Source organism: Myxococcus qinghaiensis (assembly GCF_024198215.1).
GTDB classification, from domain to species: domain Bacteria; phylum Myxococcota; class Myxococcia; order Myxococcales; family Myxococcaceae; genus Myxococcus; species Myxococcus qinghaiensis.
In genome coordinates, this window is record NZ_JAKCFA010000015.1 from 69,616 (window position 1) to 87,664 (window position 18,049).

Consider the following 18,049-nt stretch of genomic DNA (forward strand, 5'->3'; position numbering starts at 1 on the left):
CAGGATCGGCGTTGACGGGACGAGGTTGCTGGCTCATGCAGGGGGGGACCTTGCGCGGGGGGAGTGAGACGCGCCAATTCTGAAACCTAAAAGGTAGGCTGTAAAAGCACTATTGGTCAGTTCCCTCGCAATCCCCGCCTTTTGTCGTGCGCGCATACATCACCCAACGTCAAGCCCTCCCGACCGTGGAGTTGGAGTCACTGCGAGACGCCCTGCTGGGCTCGCGTTTCGTGGCACGCAGCCCGCTCATGGGCACGTTCCAGGCGAGTCGGGGCTTCGCCTTCATCTTCACACATGAAGGTCGGAGCACCCTGGAGGCGCGCTTCCCGTTCCTGCGCGCATACCTCGCGCGGGTGCTGGCGCCGGACAGCGCACGGGGCCTGCTGCCGTGGCGGGAGCGACTGTTCGGCTCGCGACAGCCGACCCCCAACGCGTTCTATCTGAACCTGCTGTTGCTCGAGGCGGGCAAGAGCGTGGGCCGACACATCGATGCGACCTTGCAGGGCCCCAGTGGAGTGCCTGACGCGACGCCTCGCCACGTGAGCGTCCTGTATCTCCAGATGCCTCGCGGCGCGCACGGCGGCGCGCTCCGTCTGCTCCACGACAATCGCCGCGTGGGTGAAGTCCAGCCTCGGCCCGGGCTGCTGGTCCACTTCCAGGGCCACCTCCAGCACGAGGTGCGGCCCTTCATGGGTGCCCAGGACGACTCGCAGCGCGCGAGCCTCGTCTGCGAGCAGTACGTCTTCGCTCCGGACGCCCTCGCCCGCCTGCCAGCCTTTCGCATCCAGTCCAAGGCCGGCTTCGCCGCGTACCTGGATGCGCAGCGCGAGCGCACCGACAGCTGAGACAGACATCAGCGACGGACGCGACGAGCAACCAGGCGCCTGTATCACTGATTGTTCCTGTATTACTCGTCCTGCGCGCCGTGGGTGAGGCGGGCCCCAGTTTTGGGGAATACCGGGTCTGTCCTGTGCCGGGTTCACCGCACGGTGGGACTGAGGGACAATGACCTGCCGTCTCGATGGGGGCGGACGACCGATTCGTTTTCAGGAGGCACCGTGGCTGTCGATCCGCAGGGCACCGACGTTCAGCGCTTCATCCAGGAAGACCCGGGGGGGCCGCTGGTGATGATGAACCTGGTGCGGTTCAAGGAAGGGGGCCGGGCCTCGTTCGCGGAGTACGCGAGCGCCATCATGCCGTTCATGATCAAGGCGGGCGCGCAGCCCCTCTATGCGGGCGACGGCTCCACCGCGCTGGTCGCCGAGCCGGGGCAGACCTGGGACGCGGTGATGCTCGTGCGCTACCCGAGCCGCGCCGCGTTCCTCCAGATGGTGAACGACCCGGACTACCAGCGCTTCAGCCACCTGCGCACGGCCGCGCTGCACGAGGCGGTGATGCAGGCGACGCTTCCCTGGGTGGCCTCGCCTCCCTGAGTCTGGCGCGGACTCAACGCCCGGCGACGAGGCGCAGGTCCGCGGTGGGCACGAAGCCAGGCGGGCGTCGGTGCCGCGTGGCCTGCTCATAGGCATGAGCGAGCTTGAGCAATGTGGGCTCGCTCCATGCTCGACCGATGAACGACAGCCCCACGGGCAGGCCGCGCACGTAGCCCGCCGGCACCGTGAGGGTGGCATAGCCGGCGACGGCCGCGGGCGTGGAGCTGCTGCCCAGCCAGTGGTCGCCGTTCACCAGGTCGATGAGCCCCGGAGGCGCCTGCGTGGGCGCGACGAGCGCGTCCAGCTGGTGCTTGCGCATCACCGCGTCGATGCCCTGCTCGCGTGACAGCTTGCGACTGGCGGCCAGGGCCTTGAGGTACTTCGCGTCGGAGAGCGAGCCGCGCGCCTGCGCCTGACGCAGCAGCTCCTGACCGAAGTACGGCATCTCCACGTCCTGGTGCTCCTCGTTGAAGCGGATGAGGTCCGCGAGCGTGCGCAGCTTCGTCCTGTCCCCCAGGCTCGCGAGCCACGCCTCCGTGCCGGCCTTGAACTCGTACAGCAGGACTTCGAACTCGGGGTCATCCAGCTTGGGCGCGTTGGGGATGGAGGCCGGGTCCACGACGATGGCGCCCTTGGACTTCATGACCTCCAGCGCCTGCTCCACCAGCGCGTCCGTGGCGGCGTGGTAGCCGAAGAAGCGCTCGCGGGCGACGCCGATGCGCGCGCCCTTCAGCCCGTCCGCATCCAGGAACTTCGTGTAGTCGAGCCCCGTGCGGCCCTGGCTCGCGGCCGTCGCCACGTCAGCGGCGTCGACTCCCGCGAGCACGGTGAGCAGCGCGGCGGCATCCGCCACGGTGCGAGTCATGGGGCCCGCGGTGTCCTGGCTGTGGGAGATGGGGATGATGCCCGCGCGGCTGACCAGCCCCACCGTCGGCTTGAGTCCCACCAGCGAGCACGCCGCGGAGGGCGACACGATGGAGCCGTCCGTCTCCGTGCCCACGGACACGACGCAGAGGTTCGCGGCCGTCGCGGCGCCGGAGCCGGAGCTGGAGCCCGAGGGAGACCGGTCCAGCGCATAGGGATTGCGACACTGGCCGCCGCGGCCACTCCAGCCGCTGGCGGAGCGCGTGGAGCGGAAGTTGGCCCACTCGCTGAGGTTCGTCTTGCCGAGGATGACGGCGCCCGCCGCGCGCAGGCGCTCCACCACGAACGCATCCCGTGAGGGCACGGCGCCGACGAGCGCGAGCGAGCCCGCGGTGGTCTGCATCCGGTCCGCCGTGGCGATGTTGTCCTTGATGAGCACGGGGATGCCGTGCAGCGGACCGCGCGCGCCCTTCTCCTTGCGCTCCTTGTCCAGCGCCTGCGCGAGCGCGAGCGCGTCCGGGTTCAGCTCGATGATGGACAGCAGCGGCAGCGAGCCGGTGCGGTCCGTGGCGGCGATTCGCGCCAGGTAGCGCTCCGTGAGGCCGTGCGCGGTGTACTTCCCTGCCCCCATGCCCGCTTGAAGGTCGGCGATGGTGGCCTCCTCCAGCTCGAAGGGACGGGCGGAGGGCGCGGCCTGACCCTCCGGACTCCCGGAGGCGTCCAGCGAGGCCATGGCCGTGACAGCGGCCGTGCCTCCGAGGAAGGCACGACGACTCATTTCCCAGGAACGATGACCGGGAGGCGTGGGCTTTTTCATGGGGTCGTGCGCAGTACAGCAGTGGCGCATGGCTTGTCGCAAGCCAGGCGGGGCGCACCTGCGGAAGTCCCGCGCGACTCGCACGCTCCTGGTACGGTTCCAGACCGACATGGCCTCGAATCTGACGCTTCTGGCGGGACCTGACGCGCTGCGCCTCCTGCGTGCGCGCGGGCTGCGCGGGGACGATGTGGATGTCGTCCCTGGAGCTTCCGGTGGTCCCAAGTGGTTGGTGCTCGCGGGGTTGGACCGCGCCCTCTTCGGCGAGCTGTTCAAGGGGCGCACCCGCCCGCTGCACCTGATTGGGAGCTCCATCGGGAGCTGGCGGCTGGCGTGTCTGGCGCAGAACGACCCCGTGTCCGCTCTGCGTCGCTTCGAGGCGGCGTACATCGACCAGCGCTATCCGCCCAAGCCCTCGCCGGCCCTGGTGAGCGAGACGAGCGAGCGGATCCTCGACGCGCTCCTGGGCGACGACGGGCTGAAGGAGATCCTCCACCACCCCTGGGCCCGGCTGCACATCGTCACCGCGCTGTGTCGTGGACCCATGGGCGCGGAGCATCCCCGCGTGCAGTTCCTGGGCCTGGCGCTGTGCGCCATGGGCAACGTGGTGAGCCGCAAGAGCCTGAGCCTCCACCTGCGCCGAGTCGTCTTCGACACGGCGGGCGACACCAGTCCGTTCAGGACGCAGAAGGACCTGCCCTCCGTCCACCTGCCCTTGACGGAGGAGAACCTGAAGCCGGCGCTCATCGCCTCGGGCTCGATTCCGTTGGTGCTCAGCGGCGTGCGCATCCCCGGCGCGCATCCGGGCGTGTACCGGGATGGGGGCGTCGTCGACTACCACCTGGACCTGGACTTCGGTCCCGGTGAGGGCCTGGTGCTGTACCCGCACTTCTATCCGTACGTGGTGCCCGGCTGGTTCGACAAGGCCCTGCGCTGGCGGAGGGCGCGGCCGGAGAACTTCCGGAGGGCGCTGCTCATCTCCCCTTCCCCCGAACTGGTCGCGAGGCTCCCCGGCGGAAAGATTCCGGACCGCGTCGACTTCGAGCGGATGACGGACACCGCGCGCATCCGCGCCTGGAACCAGGTGGTCTCCGAGAGCGAGCGGATGGGAGACGAGCTCCAGGAGCTCATCGCCACGGGCCAGCTCGCCGAGCACGTACGGCCTCTCTGAGTCCGACGCCTCACGGGCGTGACGGTGGGGACTCGTCCTCCAACTGGACCTGGTCCACGTAGCACCAGCCCCAGTTCTCACCGGGCTCCAGCGAGCGGATGAGCGGATGCGTCGTGTCGTGGAAGTGCCCTGTCGCGTGCTTGTTCTTCGAGTCGTCGCAGCACCCCACGTGGCCGCACGTCATGCACAGCCGCAGGTGCACCCAGGTGTCGTGGAGCTTGAGGCACTCCTCACAGCCCTTCGTTCGGGCGCGCACGGGGCGAAGCTGGTCCAGGTGGGCACATGGGCCCGTGCCTTCCTTCGGATGGAACTCGAGGGTGGCCTGCGGGTCGATGAGCTCCGCCGCCGTGCGCGGCGCGGTGGGCGCGGGGGCTGGTGAGTCCACCTCGAGTCCCTCTGGGGGCGGTGCGCGGAACAGCTCGGCGCCGCGTTCGAAGACCGCGACGGAGCCCTTGAGGACCAGCTCGTCCCCTACCTCGAAGCGCGTGTGGGGACTGAGTTGCGCCAGCAGCTCTCCCTCCCTTCGCAGGGACAGGACCTGGAACGGGCCGTCCGCGCGCTGGACCAGCGCCTCCACCGTCATGCCCACGACGGGCGCGCCGGGGCGGACCGTCACGCGACGCGTGCCGAGGCAGTCATCCTCCAGCGCGCACACGAGCAGCGGTTTCTCCAGGGCGCCCGACAATCGCAGCGCCGCGTAGCCGGAGCGCCGCACGGCATCCTCGTGGTCTTCAATCTCCTCCGGCGACTGCCGGTAGTCCTCCAGCACAGAGGACAGCACGGCCACCAGGCTCTCCAGCTCCTCGCACACGACGACATCCGCGCCGGCGGTGCTCATCGGCTCTACGTCGGCGACGGTGCGGACGCGCGCCACCAGGCGCAGCGTGGGGTTCTCCATCCGCGCCACGGCCACCACGCGGTGGGCCATGGCGACCTCGTCATCCACCACCATGAGGAGCTTGGCGCGCTGGACGCCCGCGACGCGCAGCGTGCGCTGCCGCGCGTAGTCGCCGCGCAGCACCACCATGCCCTCGGCCTCCGCTTCGTTCGCGCCCTGGGGGCTCAGGGTGGTGACCAGGAACGGAATGCCAGAGCCGCGCAGCACGCGCGACAGCCTGCGCGCCCCGTCTCCATAGCCCGCGACGATGACGTGGTTCTCGAAGCGGGCGAAGGACTCGGCCGCCAGCGCCTCCGACTCATCCGTGGTGGGGCTCTCCTGCGCCAGCGCGAGGCGCCCCCTGCGGGTGAGCCGGCCGCCCGCCCAGGCGCCCAGCCGGGACAAGGCCGGCGTGAGCACCATCAACATCACCGTGGCCGCGATGAAGGCCTGGGAGCCTTCAGGGACACCCGCTGGAAACAGCCCCAGCCTGCGGCCGCTGCGCTCCAGCACGAAGGAGAACTCCCCCACCTGGGCCAGCAGCAGCGCGCTCTCCAGCGCCACGGGCGGACGATAGCCGAGCGCCAGCACGCTGATGCCCGTTGTCACCGCCTTCACGACGAGCACCGCGACGATGGCCAGCAGCACCGTCGGCAGGTGGGCCACGAGGAAGCCCACGTCCAGCAACATGCCCACGGAGACGAAGAACGTGGCGCTGAAGAGAATCTGGAGCGGGAGGATTTCTCCGAAGGCGTGCTCGCTGAAGCGGCTCTCGCTGACGACGAGGCCCGCGAGGAAGGCCCCCAGGGACACGCTGACGCCCGCGAGGCTGGTGAGGTACGCGGTGCCGAAGCACACGGCGATGACGGTGAGCAGGAACAGCTCTGGCGAGCACGTCCGGGCCACCACCTCCAGCAACTTGGGCATCAGCCGGCGCGCCACCACCAGCACCGCGATGATGATGCCAATCGCCTTGGCGAACGCCCACACGAAGTGGAGCGGCGTGTCCCCCTTCCCCGCCAGCACGGGGACGAGCAGCACCATCATCACCACCGCGAGGTCCTGGAAGATGAGCAGCCCCAGGGACACCTGCCCCACGTCGGACGAGGTTCCTCCCCGGTCTCCGAGCAGCTTGAGGACGATGGCGGTGGAGGACAGCGCCACCAGGAAGCCGGTGAACAGCGCGGGACGCCACGCCACGCCGAACAGCATCAACAGCCCCATCATCCCCACCGAGGCCAGCCCTACCTGGAGCCCTCCGCCTCCGAACAGGAGCGTCTTGAGGCGGGACAGCTTCTCCAGGCTGAACTCCAGCCCGATGCTGAACAGCAGCAGGATGACGCCCAGCTCCGCGGCGGAGTTGACCAGCTCCAGGTCCTTCACCAGGGCCAGGGAGTTGGGGCCAATCACCGCGCCCGCGAGCAGGAAGCCGACAATGGGCACCAGCCGGAAGCGGTGGCCCACGTAGGCCATCACCGCGCCCGCGGCGATGAGGATGACAATCTCCTGCAGGAACGGCGGCGAGGAGGCGGAGGCGAGAGGGAACATGGACGCAAGGGCGGCGGTCCGACCGGGCCACACGCGAGCCGAGCCTGCCCCAGCGCGAGAGACCGCCCGCGCGCCGCGCCGCGGATTCGTGCACCAGTCACCGTCACCGCCCCTCCAGCGGCGCCGGAATGAGCAACGGCCGACACCCTCTCGAGAGGATGCCGGCCGTCTGACTTCAAGAGCGTTCAGAACCGCTGAAGCGAGTGGAGTGCCTCCGGGTCCGGGCCTGTCAGGCACCCAGCCCCGGAAGTGAGCCGCCTCTCCAAGGAGAGAGGCGGCCTTCCGACTAGTTCAGGCGGCGACGACGGTGCAGCAGGCTGAGGAGCGCCAGGGCGAGCATGCCCGCCGGAGCACCCGCGCCCGTGGACGAGCAACCACCACCATCATCCGGGGTGGCCGTGGCCTCCACCGTGACGCTGTGGGTGGCACCCGCCGGGTCCTTCACCGTCAGCTTGAACGAGAACGTGGCGCTGTCGTCATCCAGCTCCGGCACGTCCACGCTGAGCACCGCCTTGGTCGACTCGTTGAGCGTGACGCTCGGGCCGCCCGTCTGCTCCCACTTGTAGGTCAGGGCATCGCCATTCGCGTCGGTGGAAGCCGAGCCGTCGAGGGTCATCGACGTCTGGCTGCCATTGAGGATGATGCGGGCCTTGGCCACCGGCGCGGTGTTCTCCACCGGCGCCGCGGTCACGGTGATGACCACCAGGGAGGCCGTGCTGCTCGCCGCCCCGTCGCTCACCACCAGGCTGAACACCAGGTCGCGCTCCGCCGTCACCGTCGGAGCGGTGAAGGAGGGCTGAGCCGCCGTGGCGTCGGACAGCGCCACGGACGGACCGCTGACCTGGGTCCACGCGTACGTCACCGCCGTGCCGTCGGCATCGCTGCTCGCGGTGCCATCCAGCGTCACGGTGGTGCCAGACTGGGCAGTGGCCGCCGCGCCCGCGTTCGCCGTGGGAGCACGGTTCACGTTGCGCACCGTCACCGTCACGTCCTTGGTCACCGTGGCCGTGCCATCGGACACCGTCACGCGGAACGTCAGCTCCGCGTTGGCATCCACCTCGCCCGCGTCGAAGGACGCGGTCGCGGTGTTGGCGTTCTGCAGCGTCACGGTGGTGCCCGTCAGCTGCGTCCACGCGTAGGTCAGCGTGTCGCCGTCCTCATCCGTGGCCTGGGCCACGAGGGAGACAGTGCTCCGCTCGTCGGCCGTCACCGCGGACGCGCTCACCACGGGAGCCCGGTTCGGGATGTCCGTCGGGTTGATGGTGATGACCACCAGGGAAGCCGCGCTGCTCGCCACCCCGTCACTCACGACCAGGCTGAACACCAGGTCGCGCTGCGCCTGCACCGAAGGAGCGGTGAAGGTCGGCTGGGCGGACGTCGCATTGGACAGCGCCACGGACGGGCCGCTGACCTGCGTCCACGTGTACGACAGCGCGGTGCCATCGGCATCGCTGCTCGCGCTGCCATCCAGCGTCACGGTGGTACCGGACACAGCGGAGGCCGCCGCACCCGCGTTCGCCGTGGGAGCACGGTTCACGTTGCGCAGCGTCACCGTCACATCCTGGGTCGCCTCGACGGTGCCATCGGACACCGTCACGCGGAACGTGAGCTCCTCGTCGGCGTCCACGTCACCCGCGTCGAAGTCCGCGGTCGCCGAGTCGGCGTTCGCGAGCGTCACCGGGGTGCCCGTCAGCTGCGTCCACGCGTAGGTCAGCGTGTCGCCATCCAGGTCGGTGCCCTGGGCGATGAGGGAGACGGTGCTCCGCTCGTCGGCCGTCACGTCGGACGCCGTCACCGCCGGGGCGCGGTTCACCGCGTTGACCTGCACGTTGACCGTGTCGCTGGCGGTGGAGCTGCCGTCGCTCACCGTCAGGAGGAAGGTCAGCGTCTCACCGGTCGCCGTCTCCGGCGCGGTGAAGGTGGCGATGGCCGAGGTGGCGTTGGTGATGCCCACCGGCGTACCGGCCGTCTGCACCCAGGCGTACGTCAGGGTGTCGCCATCTTCGTCGCTCGCCGAGCCGCTCAGCGTGGCCGTGGCGCGCTCGTCCACGGAGCCGTCGAGGCCCGCGTTCACCGTCGGAGCGCGGTTGATGTGGAGCACGTTCACCGTGACGTCCTGCGTGGCGTCGACCGTGCCATCCGACACCGTCACCCGGAAGGTGAGGACGGCGTTGGCGGCCACTTCGCCCGTGGCGAAGGTCGCGTTCGCGGTGTTCGCACCGGACAGCGTCACCGCCGGGCCGGACGTCTGCGTCCACTCGTACGTCAGCGTGTCACCATCCGCATCCGAGGCCGTGGCCGCGAGGGTGGCGGTGCTGCGCTCGTCGACCGTCACCGACGAGGCGGTGACGACGGGGGCGCGGTTCACGTCGTTGATGACCACGTCCACGGTGTCGTTCACGCTGACCTTGCCGTCGGAGACGGTGAGGCGGAACGTGAGCGTCGTGGCGAAGTCCACCTCGGGGGTCGCGAACGTGGCGGAGGCCGCCGTGTAGCCCGTCAGCGCCACCGGCGTGCCGGACACCTGCGTCCAGAGGTAGGTGATGCTGTCGCCGTCCGCGTCGCTCGCGGAGCCGGACAGGGTGTAGCTGCCACGCTCATCCGCGGAGCCGTCCAGGCCCGCGTTCACCGTGGGAACGCGGTTGACGTTGAGGATGCGCACCGTCACGTGGTCCGTGGAGGTCAGGGTGCCGTCGCTGACATCCAGGCGCAGGACGATGTCGCGGTCCGACGCCACTTCCGGAGCCGTGAAGGACACCGTGGCCGTGTTGGCACCGGACAGCGTGACCGCCGTGCCGGAGAACTGCGTCCAGGAGTACGTCAGGGTGTCGCCGTCGGCGTCCGTCCCGCTGCCCGTCACCGTCACCGCGGTGCGCTCGTTGACGATCTGATCCGCACCGGCGTTGGCGACCGGAGGACGGTTCACGCACACGTTGTCGTCCGCCGCCAGCGCGGTGAACGGGGTGTTGGTGATGCCGCTGAAGGACAGGTTGTCCAGCGCCCAGCCCGTGGCGCCGACGAAGTTGTCGGTGCCGATGCGGAAGCGGATCTGGACCGTCTGGCCCGCGTAGGTGGTGCCCAGGTTCAGCGAAGCGGCCTCGAGCGTGGGGAAGTTCGCGCTCGTGCCGACGATGGCCTGACGACCCTGCAGGGGGTTCAGCACGCCCGGAGCGGTATCCAGCACGCCGCCGTACAGGGGCCCGCCGATGTCGATCCACGTCTGACCGTTGTCATTGGTGAGCTCGATGACGGCGCCGTCGTAGTTGAAGTTCGCGTCGGCCTCGAAGTCGTGGGCGTGGTCGAACGTGACGATGAACGGCTCGGTGGCGCTCACCTGGAGAGGCGGCGTCCTCAGCCAGAAGTCCGTGGGGAACTCCCGGTTCTCGCCGTAGAAGGCGCGGTCGATGAACGCCTCGTCGACGTAGACGAGTCCGAAGTAGTACTCGGTGACGTCCGGCGACTCGCTGGACTCCAGCTCCCAGGGGAGCGTCGCGGGGTTCGACTGGACGGTCTCCGTGCGGCTGCTCGCCGGAACCTCGTCGTAGTTGGTCATCGCGGCCAGCGACGCGACCACGTCGCCCGGAGACGCCTGGTTCTCATCGCGGAAGGAGATGATGAACTCCGCGACGGAGTTCGGGGCGGCGCCCGTCAGCGTCACGGGCAGGGACACCGTCGTCTCGCCGAAGACGGCGATCTCCGGCAGCCGGACAAAGCCGCCGTTGGCGATGCTGACACCGCGGGTGGGCGAGAACACGGTGACGGAGCCATTGCGCGCGGGGTGCGAGCCGGTGTTCGCGATGGTGACGACGATGCGGCCCGTCTCACCATTGTCGAGCACGCCGTCGCGATCGCACGAACTGGTGGGCAGGTCGTCGGAGAGCGTCGCGCCCAGCAGCCCCAGGGCGGGACCCGTGCGGAAGCTCTGCACCACACCCTCGTGGGTGGTGGAGGTGTAGGGCGGAGCCACGGCGCCGACACCGGCACCGCGCTTGGCGAAGGCGACCCACATGCGCTGGGCATCTTCGGGGTCCACGGCCTGGGCACCCGCGAGGACGGCGTCACGCGCTTCCAGGAACGTGGGCGCGAACGGCGTCTGCATGTATCCCAGGACGATGTACAGCTTCATCCGGTCCTGGGCCTCCTGGAACGGGTGCGCACGCAGCAGCGAGGTATAGGCCTCCCACAGCATGGTGGCCCACACTTCACCGGAGTTGTGCACCTGCGAGTTCAGGCTGGCATTCGGGATGAGGGGCGCGGTGGTCGGCAGCGTGGCCGAGTTCGCGATGTGACCGAACGTCAGTGCGTTCTTCGTCATGTCCGACGAGTACGTCACGCGACGGATGCCGAAGAAGGCGCTGTCGGGAGAGCCGTAGCGCGGGGCGAACTCCGCCGCGCCGTAGGCACCGTTCCAGTTGGCGTTGGAGGGGACGTTGATGTCCTCCGGCCGGGTCACCATGAGCAGGGCGTGGAAGTCCGCCCAGCCCTCGCCCATCGCGCGACCCTGGTTGTTGACCAGACCGCCCGCGTCGAGGACGAGGCGGTTGCTGATGTAGTGCCCCCACTCGTGCGCGACGATGATGTTGTCGACGGTGCCGTCCGGGCCGATGCTCGGCTCACGGACCATGCTCACGTTGAGGCCCGCCTCGTTGCGGATCCGGTTGCCATCCGCCAGGGTGATGCGCAGCACGGGGATGGTGATGGCGGCCGAAGCCCCTCCCATGTCCGCGATGGGGCCGGCGACATTGTCGGCGATGATCATGCCCCGCGCCCCCGCGGCCTGGGCATTGGTGGCCTTGACGAGGAAGTCGCAGTTGCCGCGGTCGATCAGGGCGATGTTGCCCGCCACCGCCGCCGCGTTGGTCAGCGCGCTGCAGCCGTCCGTCGGGGAGACTCCAGGAGCGGTCACCCCGTCCAACGCGATGACGACGTCGCCCACCACGTCGAACACCTGAGGGCCCATGCCCGACGCGATACCGACGGTATAGTTACCCGCGACGTTGGCCGGAGCGTTCACCGTCAGGCGCGCGATGCGCGGACCGGAGAAGCGGTACATCTGCATGCGCGGCGAGGCACCATCCGCCGGCGTCAGCATGTTGGCGTTGTCGACGCCGCTGTAGTCCTGCGCCTGCGCCTGGATGGGGTCGCCGTCCTCGCCACCGCGCCCGAAGTTGTCGAGCTGCGCGTTGCCCGTGGACTCGTCGAAACCCGTGTCGTAGTACCAGTCGTGCAGCCAGTTGTTCATGAAGAACAAGCTGGTCGTCGCCGCGGCGATCTGCTCCGCGTTGGCGTTCGGCTGGATGTCGAACTGCATCGTCCGGTCGAACACGCCAGGGGCGGTGACGGTGGGACGAAGGTCGCCCGCGCTGTAGTAGTCCGGCGCCACGAGGTCCGCGTACGCGTCCACGTTGTTGCCGGCGGTCACCGTCGCGCCGGCCGGCAGCCACGGGTCATTCTGGCTGAAGGGCGCGTTCTGCAGGGTGACGAGAGAGGGAGGAACGAACGGGGGACGCCAGCCCGTCGGGGCTCCGTCCGGGTGCGGCGTGGCGTTCGTGCCCGCCGGGCCGTCGTGAGGCGTATACGGGGGTGTGGTGTCCGCGAAGACGCGGTAGCTGAAGGCGGCCTCCTCGCGCATGTTCTTGCGAGACAGCACTCGACCATCCACCGCGGAGATGACGTACGCGTACGCGTCCGAGTCGACGCTGTTGTCGCGCCCGGTGATGACCTCGACGTAGTACGCGGGCACCAGCGCGTTCGGCAGCGCGTAGTAGACCTGCTTGGAGCGAGCCGGCTCCCGGAGGCCCTCGTTCTGCGGGCGCGCGTACGAGGCCAGGGTGTAGCGCGTGTAGCGCCCCGTGGGCTTCGCGCTCTTCACCTGCGTCAGCAGGCTGCCGTCGAGCGCCGCGCCCGTGACGTCCTGGAAGGCGGCGGCGATGGCGGACTTCGCGGACAGCTTGAACTGCAAGCGCTCGGGGACCGCGCGCGTCGCGGTGACGTGCTCGGAGATGGTGCCGGAGACGGACACCAGCTCGTTCTGCTTGTTCAGGAGCAGCCGGAGGCTCTGGCGGTACACCTCGACGCCGGAGATCTCCTGCGCCACGGTAACGACCTTGACTCCCGCGGCCAGCTCCTTGACGCCGGAGACGCGCGCGCCGGCCACCTCGAACGACTTCACGCCGTACACCGTCGCGTAGTCGTTGAGCTGGGCGAGGGCCGCCTGCGCCGGCGCCATGCTGGCGTACTGCGCCTTCAGCTTGTTGTTCGTCTGAGCGCCACCGTTGGCCCAGATGAAGCGGGGGGCGCCGGTGTGCTCGTCGCGGTGGGTGACACGAACATCCGTATCGGCGTCCACCGGCTTGAAGCTCGCGGCGGCACGGCCCGCGGGCTTGGCTTCAAGGAATGCGTCGTAGTTCGGCAGCGTCCGGGCGAAGGAGCCGGTACCTGAAAGTACCAGCGCCAGGCCGGACAGCTTGGCAACCAACCTTCTCACGTGGGGGTGCTCCCATGGGATTGCGCGGGGTGGGAGCCGCCCGGGAGACCCGATACGTCGCTTTCCGGCAACCTCACCGGAAGTTCAGGTCTGTTCTGAATGGCTCCCAGGTGACAATTTGTCACCTGTCGGAGAGATTAGTGCCTTTACTGGTGTAAGTTGAAAGGCGACATCGCGGTTATTTCTACGATGGCGGGAGATTTCCGTATCCACGAGAGACCGGGTCCGAAAAATCCCCAGTCAAATCAAGCGGCTACAGTGTCCGCGAGCCACATTCCAGTGCTGACGGACCTACCCGGGCTTGCCCGTGTCAAGTCAGACGCGACGCGGAGTCCCAGCGCCCGTCGGGGCTCGGACAATCCACCTCGCCAGCGGCCGCCCTGCCCTGCCTGGAGCAAACCCAGTACGTGGGGCGGTAGCGTGCGGCGAGCGGAGGCACGAGCGCACCGGCGGAGTGCACCAAAGAGAAAACCCCGGCCACCATTGCTGGCAACCGGGGTCTTCAACCTTGCGGCGCTTTCGAAACCAGACAGGCATCGAAAGACACCAAGTTGCGGGGGCAGGATTTGAACCTGCGACCTTCGGGTTATGAGCCCGACGAGCTACCAGGCTGCTCCACCCCGCGCCATGTTGTGACTGCCTATAAACACCAGAGGTCCGGCTTTCTATTCTCCGGACCTCTGGCATTCCTAATTGCGGGGGCAGGATTTGAACCTGCGACCTTCGGGTTATGAGCCCGACGAGCTACCAGGCTGCTCCACCCCGCGTCAGCGGCGAGGGAGGTAGTACCGCCCCTCGCCGTGGACTGCAACATCTATTTCCTGCGAACCCGAACACGCTTCAAACGTGCTCGGGCGCGGTGAATCACTTGCCGAACTTGCTGAAGAGATCGGCGAGCGTGCCGAAGCCCTTCTTGCCAGCGGCGGCGCCCTGCGGCTGCTGCGTCTTCTGCCACTCCTCCACCTCGGCGCGCTCCTCGGCGCGCACCGCGGCGGTGACGGACAGACGAATCTTGCCGGAGGCGTCGATGTCGAGAATCGCCACCTTCACCTCCTGGCCGAGCGCGTAGTGCTTGCGAAGATCCGTGCCGCGCTCGGTGCCCGTCTCGCTCGCGGGGAGCAGACCCTTGCCGCCCGGGAACTGGAGGAACACGCCGTAGGGCTCGATGCGGTCCACCTTGCCCACCACGACCTGCCCCGCCTTGGGACGGGGCGCCGCCGGAGCCGACGGCGCGGTCTTCTCCGCCGCCACCGGAGCCGTGCGCTCCTCGGGAGGACGCTGCGCCTCCTCCTCGGAGATGCGGCGCAGGCCGATGCGCTTGTCGTTCACGTCGATCTTCTCGACGGCGACCCAGATGGTCTCCCCTTCCTTCACGACGTCGCGCGGGTGCGCGATGCGCCGGTCACTCAGGGCGGAGATGTGGACCAGGCCGTCCACGCCGGGACGCAGCTCCACGAAGGCGCCGAACTGCTGGAGGCGGACGACCTTGCCCTGCAGGCGGTCGCCTTCCTTGATCTCGGAGATCGCCTTCTTGAACGGGTCCTCCTGCCGCGAGCGCATGGACAGCGTGATGCGCTCCTTCTGCTTGGTCTTGTCGGGCGAGTTGGGCTGCGCGGGCTCCATGCGCAGGATCTCCACCTCCACCTCGTCGCCGGACTTCACCACGTCGCTGGGGTGACCCACGCGGGTGTACGAGAGCTCGGAGACGGGGATCATTCCCTCCACGCCGCCAAGGTCCACGAACACGCCGAAGTCGCGCACGCCAGAGACCTTGCCCTTGACGATGCTGCCCTGGGCCAGGTTCTTGCGCGTCTCCGAGGCCAGCTGACGCTGCTCGTCCTCGAGGAGCGAGCGGCGCGAGAGCACCACGTTGCGGTCACGCACTTCCGTGACGCGGAACTTGAGCTTCTCGCCGATGAACTGGTCCGGCTTCTCCACGTAGCGCAGGTCCAGCTGGCTGATGGGGCAGAAGGCGCGCTGGTCACCGATGGCGACCTCCACGCCTCCCTTGTTCACGCTCAGCACCATGCCCTCGACGGGCATGCCGGAAGCGCGAGCCTCGGCCAGCATCGCCATGGACGCGCTGCCCTTGGCCAGCGCGCGGCTCAGGACGATGCCCTTGGCGCCCACCTCGATGACGTGCGCCTCCAGGCTGTCGCCGACGCCGAAGCGCAGGATGCCCTCGTCGTCCTTGAGCTCGCGGAGCTCGATCATCGCCTCGCTCTTGGCCGAGCCCTCCAGCGACACGAACGCGGTGTCCGCGCCGAGCTGGAAGATGGTGCCCTTGACCTTCTCGCCCAGGCGCACGCCTCGACGACCCGGAGTGCCCCCCTCCTTGGCCTGCGCCTCGAACATCTCGGCGAAGGACTCGGACTCGGGCTGCTCCTCGTACAGGGCCGAGGAAGGCGCCGGCGTCGGCGCGACAGGGCGCGGCGTCGGAGTCGGCGTGGCACCGGAGGCCTCGGCGGCGGCCGTGGTCGCCTCCGCGGTCGCGGTCGCATCGGCGGGCTGATCACCCACCGGCCCCCGCGTTTCGATGGCACCCGACGCACGCTTCACGACGACCATGGGACCGGACGGACGGCGCTCGCCGCCACCACCGCCGCGGCTCGCGCCGCCTCGGTCACCCCCCCGCGGACGGCGCTCCTCGCCGGGCGCTCCTCCCTCGGGGCGCGGGGCCGCGCCGCGTCCCTGACCGGGACCGCCGCGCTCGCCTCCGCGACCACCGCCGCCGCCGCGACCTCCCTCGCCACGGCTCGCGCCGCCCGAAGGAATGCCGAGCATCACGTCGCCGAAGGTCGCCTTCGGCTTCTTGGGGCCCGTTCCGCCAGGACCGCCCGCATTGGAACCGTTCTTCTCGTCGCTCACTGCCGAGACCTTCCTGAGACGAAGTCAGCCCAGACTTCCCGTGAAGCCGGAGCCCATGAAAAAGGCGGCGCACTCTACACGCGCGCCCTGTCGGGAGGAAGCCCCGATGACACGCACGTGGTCCACACCGCTCCCTGGACCCTAACGAAGAGAGTCCCCTACGCCATCCCATCCGACACCTGATTGCACCCCCAATCAAAGCCTGCCTGCCCCGTCAGGAGCCGAGCAATGGCGCGGGCTTAGCGCTTGCGACGCAGGCGGCCAGAAACCTTGCGGAACACCCCGCTGGCCTCCGGCACGCCGAGCGCCGCGGCCACCGCGAAATAGATGACTCCCATCGGGAGGGCGACGGCGACGAATCCCAGGATGGGATGCAGCGCGGGGGGGGCGAGGAAGGCTCCACCCCACTCTTCTTGCACTCCCGGCATGGGACCCAGCACCGAGGCGAGCCCCAGCTTCACCCCCAGGGCCACCGTTCCGGCGATCACCGCCGCGCCCCACAGCCGGGGCAGCAGCCCCGAGGGCACGCCCACGCGGCCCAGCTGCTTGGAGAGCTTGTGGCGCAGGAGGGTCGACTCCAGCCACGCCACCAGGCCACTGGAGAGCGTGAGGCCGAGCGCGCCCAGGTGCGGAGGAAGCCCCAGCCACTCGGGCCCGTGCAGGCCCAGGAGCCACGCGCCCAGCGAGCCCAGCGCCACGCGGACGATGGCGAAGCGCAGCGGCGTCTTCGGGTCCTTCAGCGCGTAGAACGCGGAGGCGTAGAGCCGGCCCACGGTGGCGGCCACCAGCCCCACGGACGCGCCGATGAGCAGGTACCAGAGGTAGCGCGAGTCCGCCGCGCTGAAGCGGCCCGTCTGCAGCAGCGCCGCGGCGACCATGTCCCCCAGGAAGAAGAAGGCCGCGGCCGAGGGCACCACCCAGAAGGCGATGCGCCGCGCGCCCGCGTCGATGCGCGCCCGCAGCTTCGCGACGACCTCTTCCCGCTCGCCGTCCGCCGCGCGGGCCATCTCCGGCAGCTCCGCCGCGGACACCGCCATGCCGAAGAGGCTCACCGGGATGAGGTAGAGGGTCTGCGCATAGACGAGCGAGGACATGGCCCGCGCGGAGATGAGCGTGGCGAAGGCCGTGTCCACCCACGCGCTGAACTGCACCACGCCGCGCCCCAGGACGACGGGCCCGAAGCTCTTGAGCACCTGGCGCACGGGCGCGGCCACGGTGGAGAGCGACGGCATGAAGCGCCCCAGCAGCTTGAGGACACTGGGTACCTGCACCGCGAACTGGAGGAAGCTGCCCGCGACGACGCCGTAGGCGAGCAGTTCGACCAGCCGGCCCTCGGTATAGCGCCCGCCCAGCACCAGCAGCGTGAGGATGATGGCGCCGTTCCACACCACCGGCGCCAGGTACGACAGCAGGAAGCGGCGGTGGCTGTTGAGGATGCCCAGGCACCAGGCGCTCAGCACCAGGAAGCCGGTGCCAGGGAAGAGGATGCGCACCACGCGGATGGCCAGCTCGCGCGAGGGGCCCTCGAAGCCCGGGGCGATGAGGTCCACGAAGAACGGCGTGAAGAGCATGCCCGCGCCCACGAGCAGCGCGGTGGCCAGGGACAGCAGGCCGAACACCGCGCCGGCCACCCGGTCCGCCTCCTCCGTGTCCTTGCGGCCGAGCAGCTGCGCGTACACCGGAATGAACGAGCCGGAGAGCACGCCCTCGCCAAACAGGTTCTGCAGGAAGTTGGGGATGCGCAGCGCCGCCTTGAAGATGGCCGCCGCCGCCTCGTTCCCCAGGTAGTGCGCGAAGACGCGCTCGCGCACGAGCCCCACGAGCTTGGAGGCGAGGATGCCGGTGGCCACGAGCACCGCGCCTCGTCCGCTGGAGCGCTCGGACCGAGGGGACGAGGCGGTGGGAGGCGGCGGCGAAGGCTCGGGCACGGAGGCGGTCACGAGCGCCGGACTCTACGCGCGACGTCAAGTGGCATGAAGCAGGAAAC

General features: G+C 69.3%; 8 protein-coding genes and 2 tRNA genes. 3 read left to right on the forward strand and 7 right to left on the reverse strand.

Annotation, left to right across the window (positions count from 1 at the left end; genetic code table 11):
- Nucleotides 1-146: 146 nt before the first annotated feature.
- Together LZ199_RS26815 and LZ199_RS26820 are read left to right on the forward strand one after the other, a co-directional pair.
- On the forward strand, nucleotides 147-845 hold the full coding sequence (locus LZ199_RS26815) for a 2OG-Fe(II) oxygenase (RefSeq protein ID WP_253996611.1): 699 nt from the start codon (nucleotides 147-149) through the stop codon (nucleotides 843-845).
- Nucleotides 846-1,058: 213 nt separating this feature from the next.
- Complete coding sequence (locus LZ199_RS26820; protein WP_253996612.1) at nucleotides 1,059-1,433, forward strand: DUF1330 domain-containing protein; 375 nt, start codon at nucleotides 1,059-1,061, stop codon at nucleotides 1,431-1,433.
- Nucleotides 1,434-1,446: 13 nt separating this feature from the next.
- Here LZ199_RS26820 and LZ199_RS26825 read toward each other — a convergent pair whose 3' ends face one another.
- On the reverse strand, nucleotides 1,447-3,114 hold the full coding sequence (locus tag LZ199_RS26825; RefSeq protein WP_407667252.1) for an amidase: 1,668 nt from the start codon (nucleotides 3,112-3,114) through the stop codon (nucleotides 1,447-1,449).
- Between the two features lie 109 nt (nucleotides 3,115-3,223).
- Here LZ199_RS26825 and LZ199_RS26830 point away from each other — a divergent pair, with 109 nt between their 5' ends.
- Complete coding sequence (locus tag LZ199_RS26830; RefSeq protein ID WP_253996614.1) at nucleotides 3,224-4,282, forward strand: patatin-like phospholipase family protein; 1,059 nt, start codon at nucleotides 3,224-3,226, stop codon at nucleotides 4,280-4,282.
- Nucleotides 4,283-4,292: 10 nt separating this feature from the next.
- On the opposite strand, the gene LZ199_RS26840 is transcribed toward LZ199_RS26830, so the two are convergent.
- The 6 genes from LZ199_RS26840 to murJ all read right to left on the reverse strand — a co-directional run bounded on the left by LZ199_RS26840 (nucleotide 4,293) and on the right by murJ (nucleotide 18,002).
- Nucleotides 4,293-6,707 (reverse strand): cation:proton antiporter domain-containing protein, encoded by a 2,415-nt coding sequence (locus LZ199_RS26840; protein ID WP_323389859.1) that lies wholly within the window; start codon nucleotides 6,705-6,707, stop codon nucleotides 4,293-4,295.
- 286 nt (nucleotides 6,708-6,993) lie between these two features.
- On the reverse strand, nucleotides 6,994-13,194 hold the full coding sequence (locus tag LZ199_RS26850; RefSeq protein ID WP_323389861.1) for a myxosortase-dependent M36 family metallopeptidase: 6,201 nt from the start codon (nucleotides 13,192-13,194) through the stop codon (nucleotides 6,994-6,996).
- A gap of 551 nt (nucleotides 13,195-13,745) precedes the next feature.
- A tRNA-Met gene (locus LZ199_RS26855) sits at nucleotides 13,746-13,819 on the reverse strand.
- Between the two features lie 68 nt (nucleotides 13,820-13,887).
- Nucleotides 13,888-13,961, reverse strand: a tRNA-Met gene (locus LZ199_RS26860).
- 97 nt (nucleotides 13,962-14,058) lie between these two features.
- Nucleotides 14,059-16,062, reverse strand: coding sequence for a S1 RNA-binding domain-containing protein (locus LZ199_RS26865; protein WP_253996615.1), 2,004 nt, complete (start codon nucleotides 16,060-16,062; stop codon nucleotides 14,059-14,061).
- Nucleotides 16,063-16,301: 239 nt separating this feature from the next.
- The gene (gene murJ / locus LZ199_RS26870) at nucleotides 16,302-18,002 is read right to left on the reverse strand and encodes a murein biosynthesis integral membrane protein MurJ (protein ID WP_253996616.1); all 1,701 of its coding nucleotides are present in this window, start codon (nucleotides 18,000-18,002) and stop codon (nucleotides 16,302-16,304) included.
- Nucleotides 18,003-18,049: the final 47 nt, after the last annotated feature.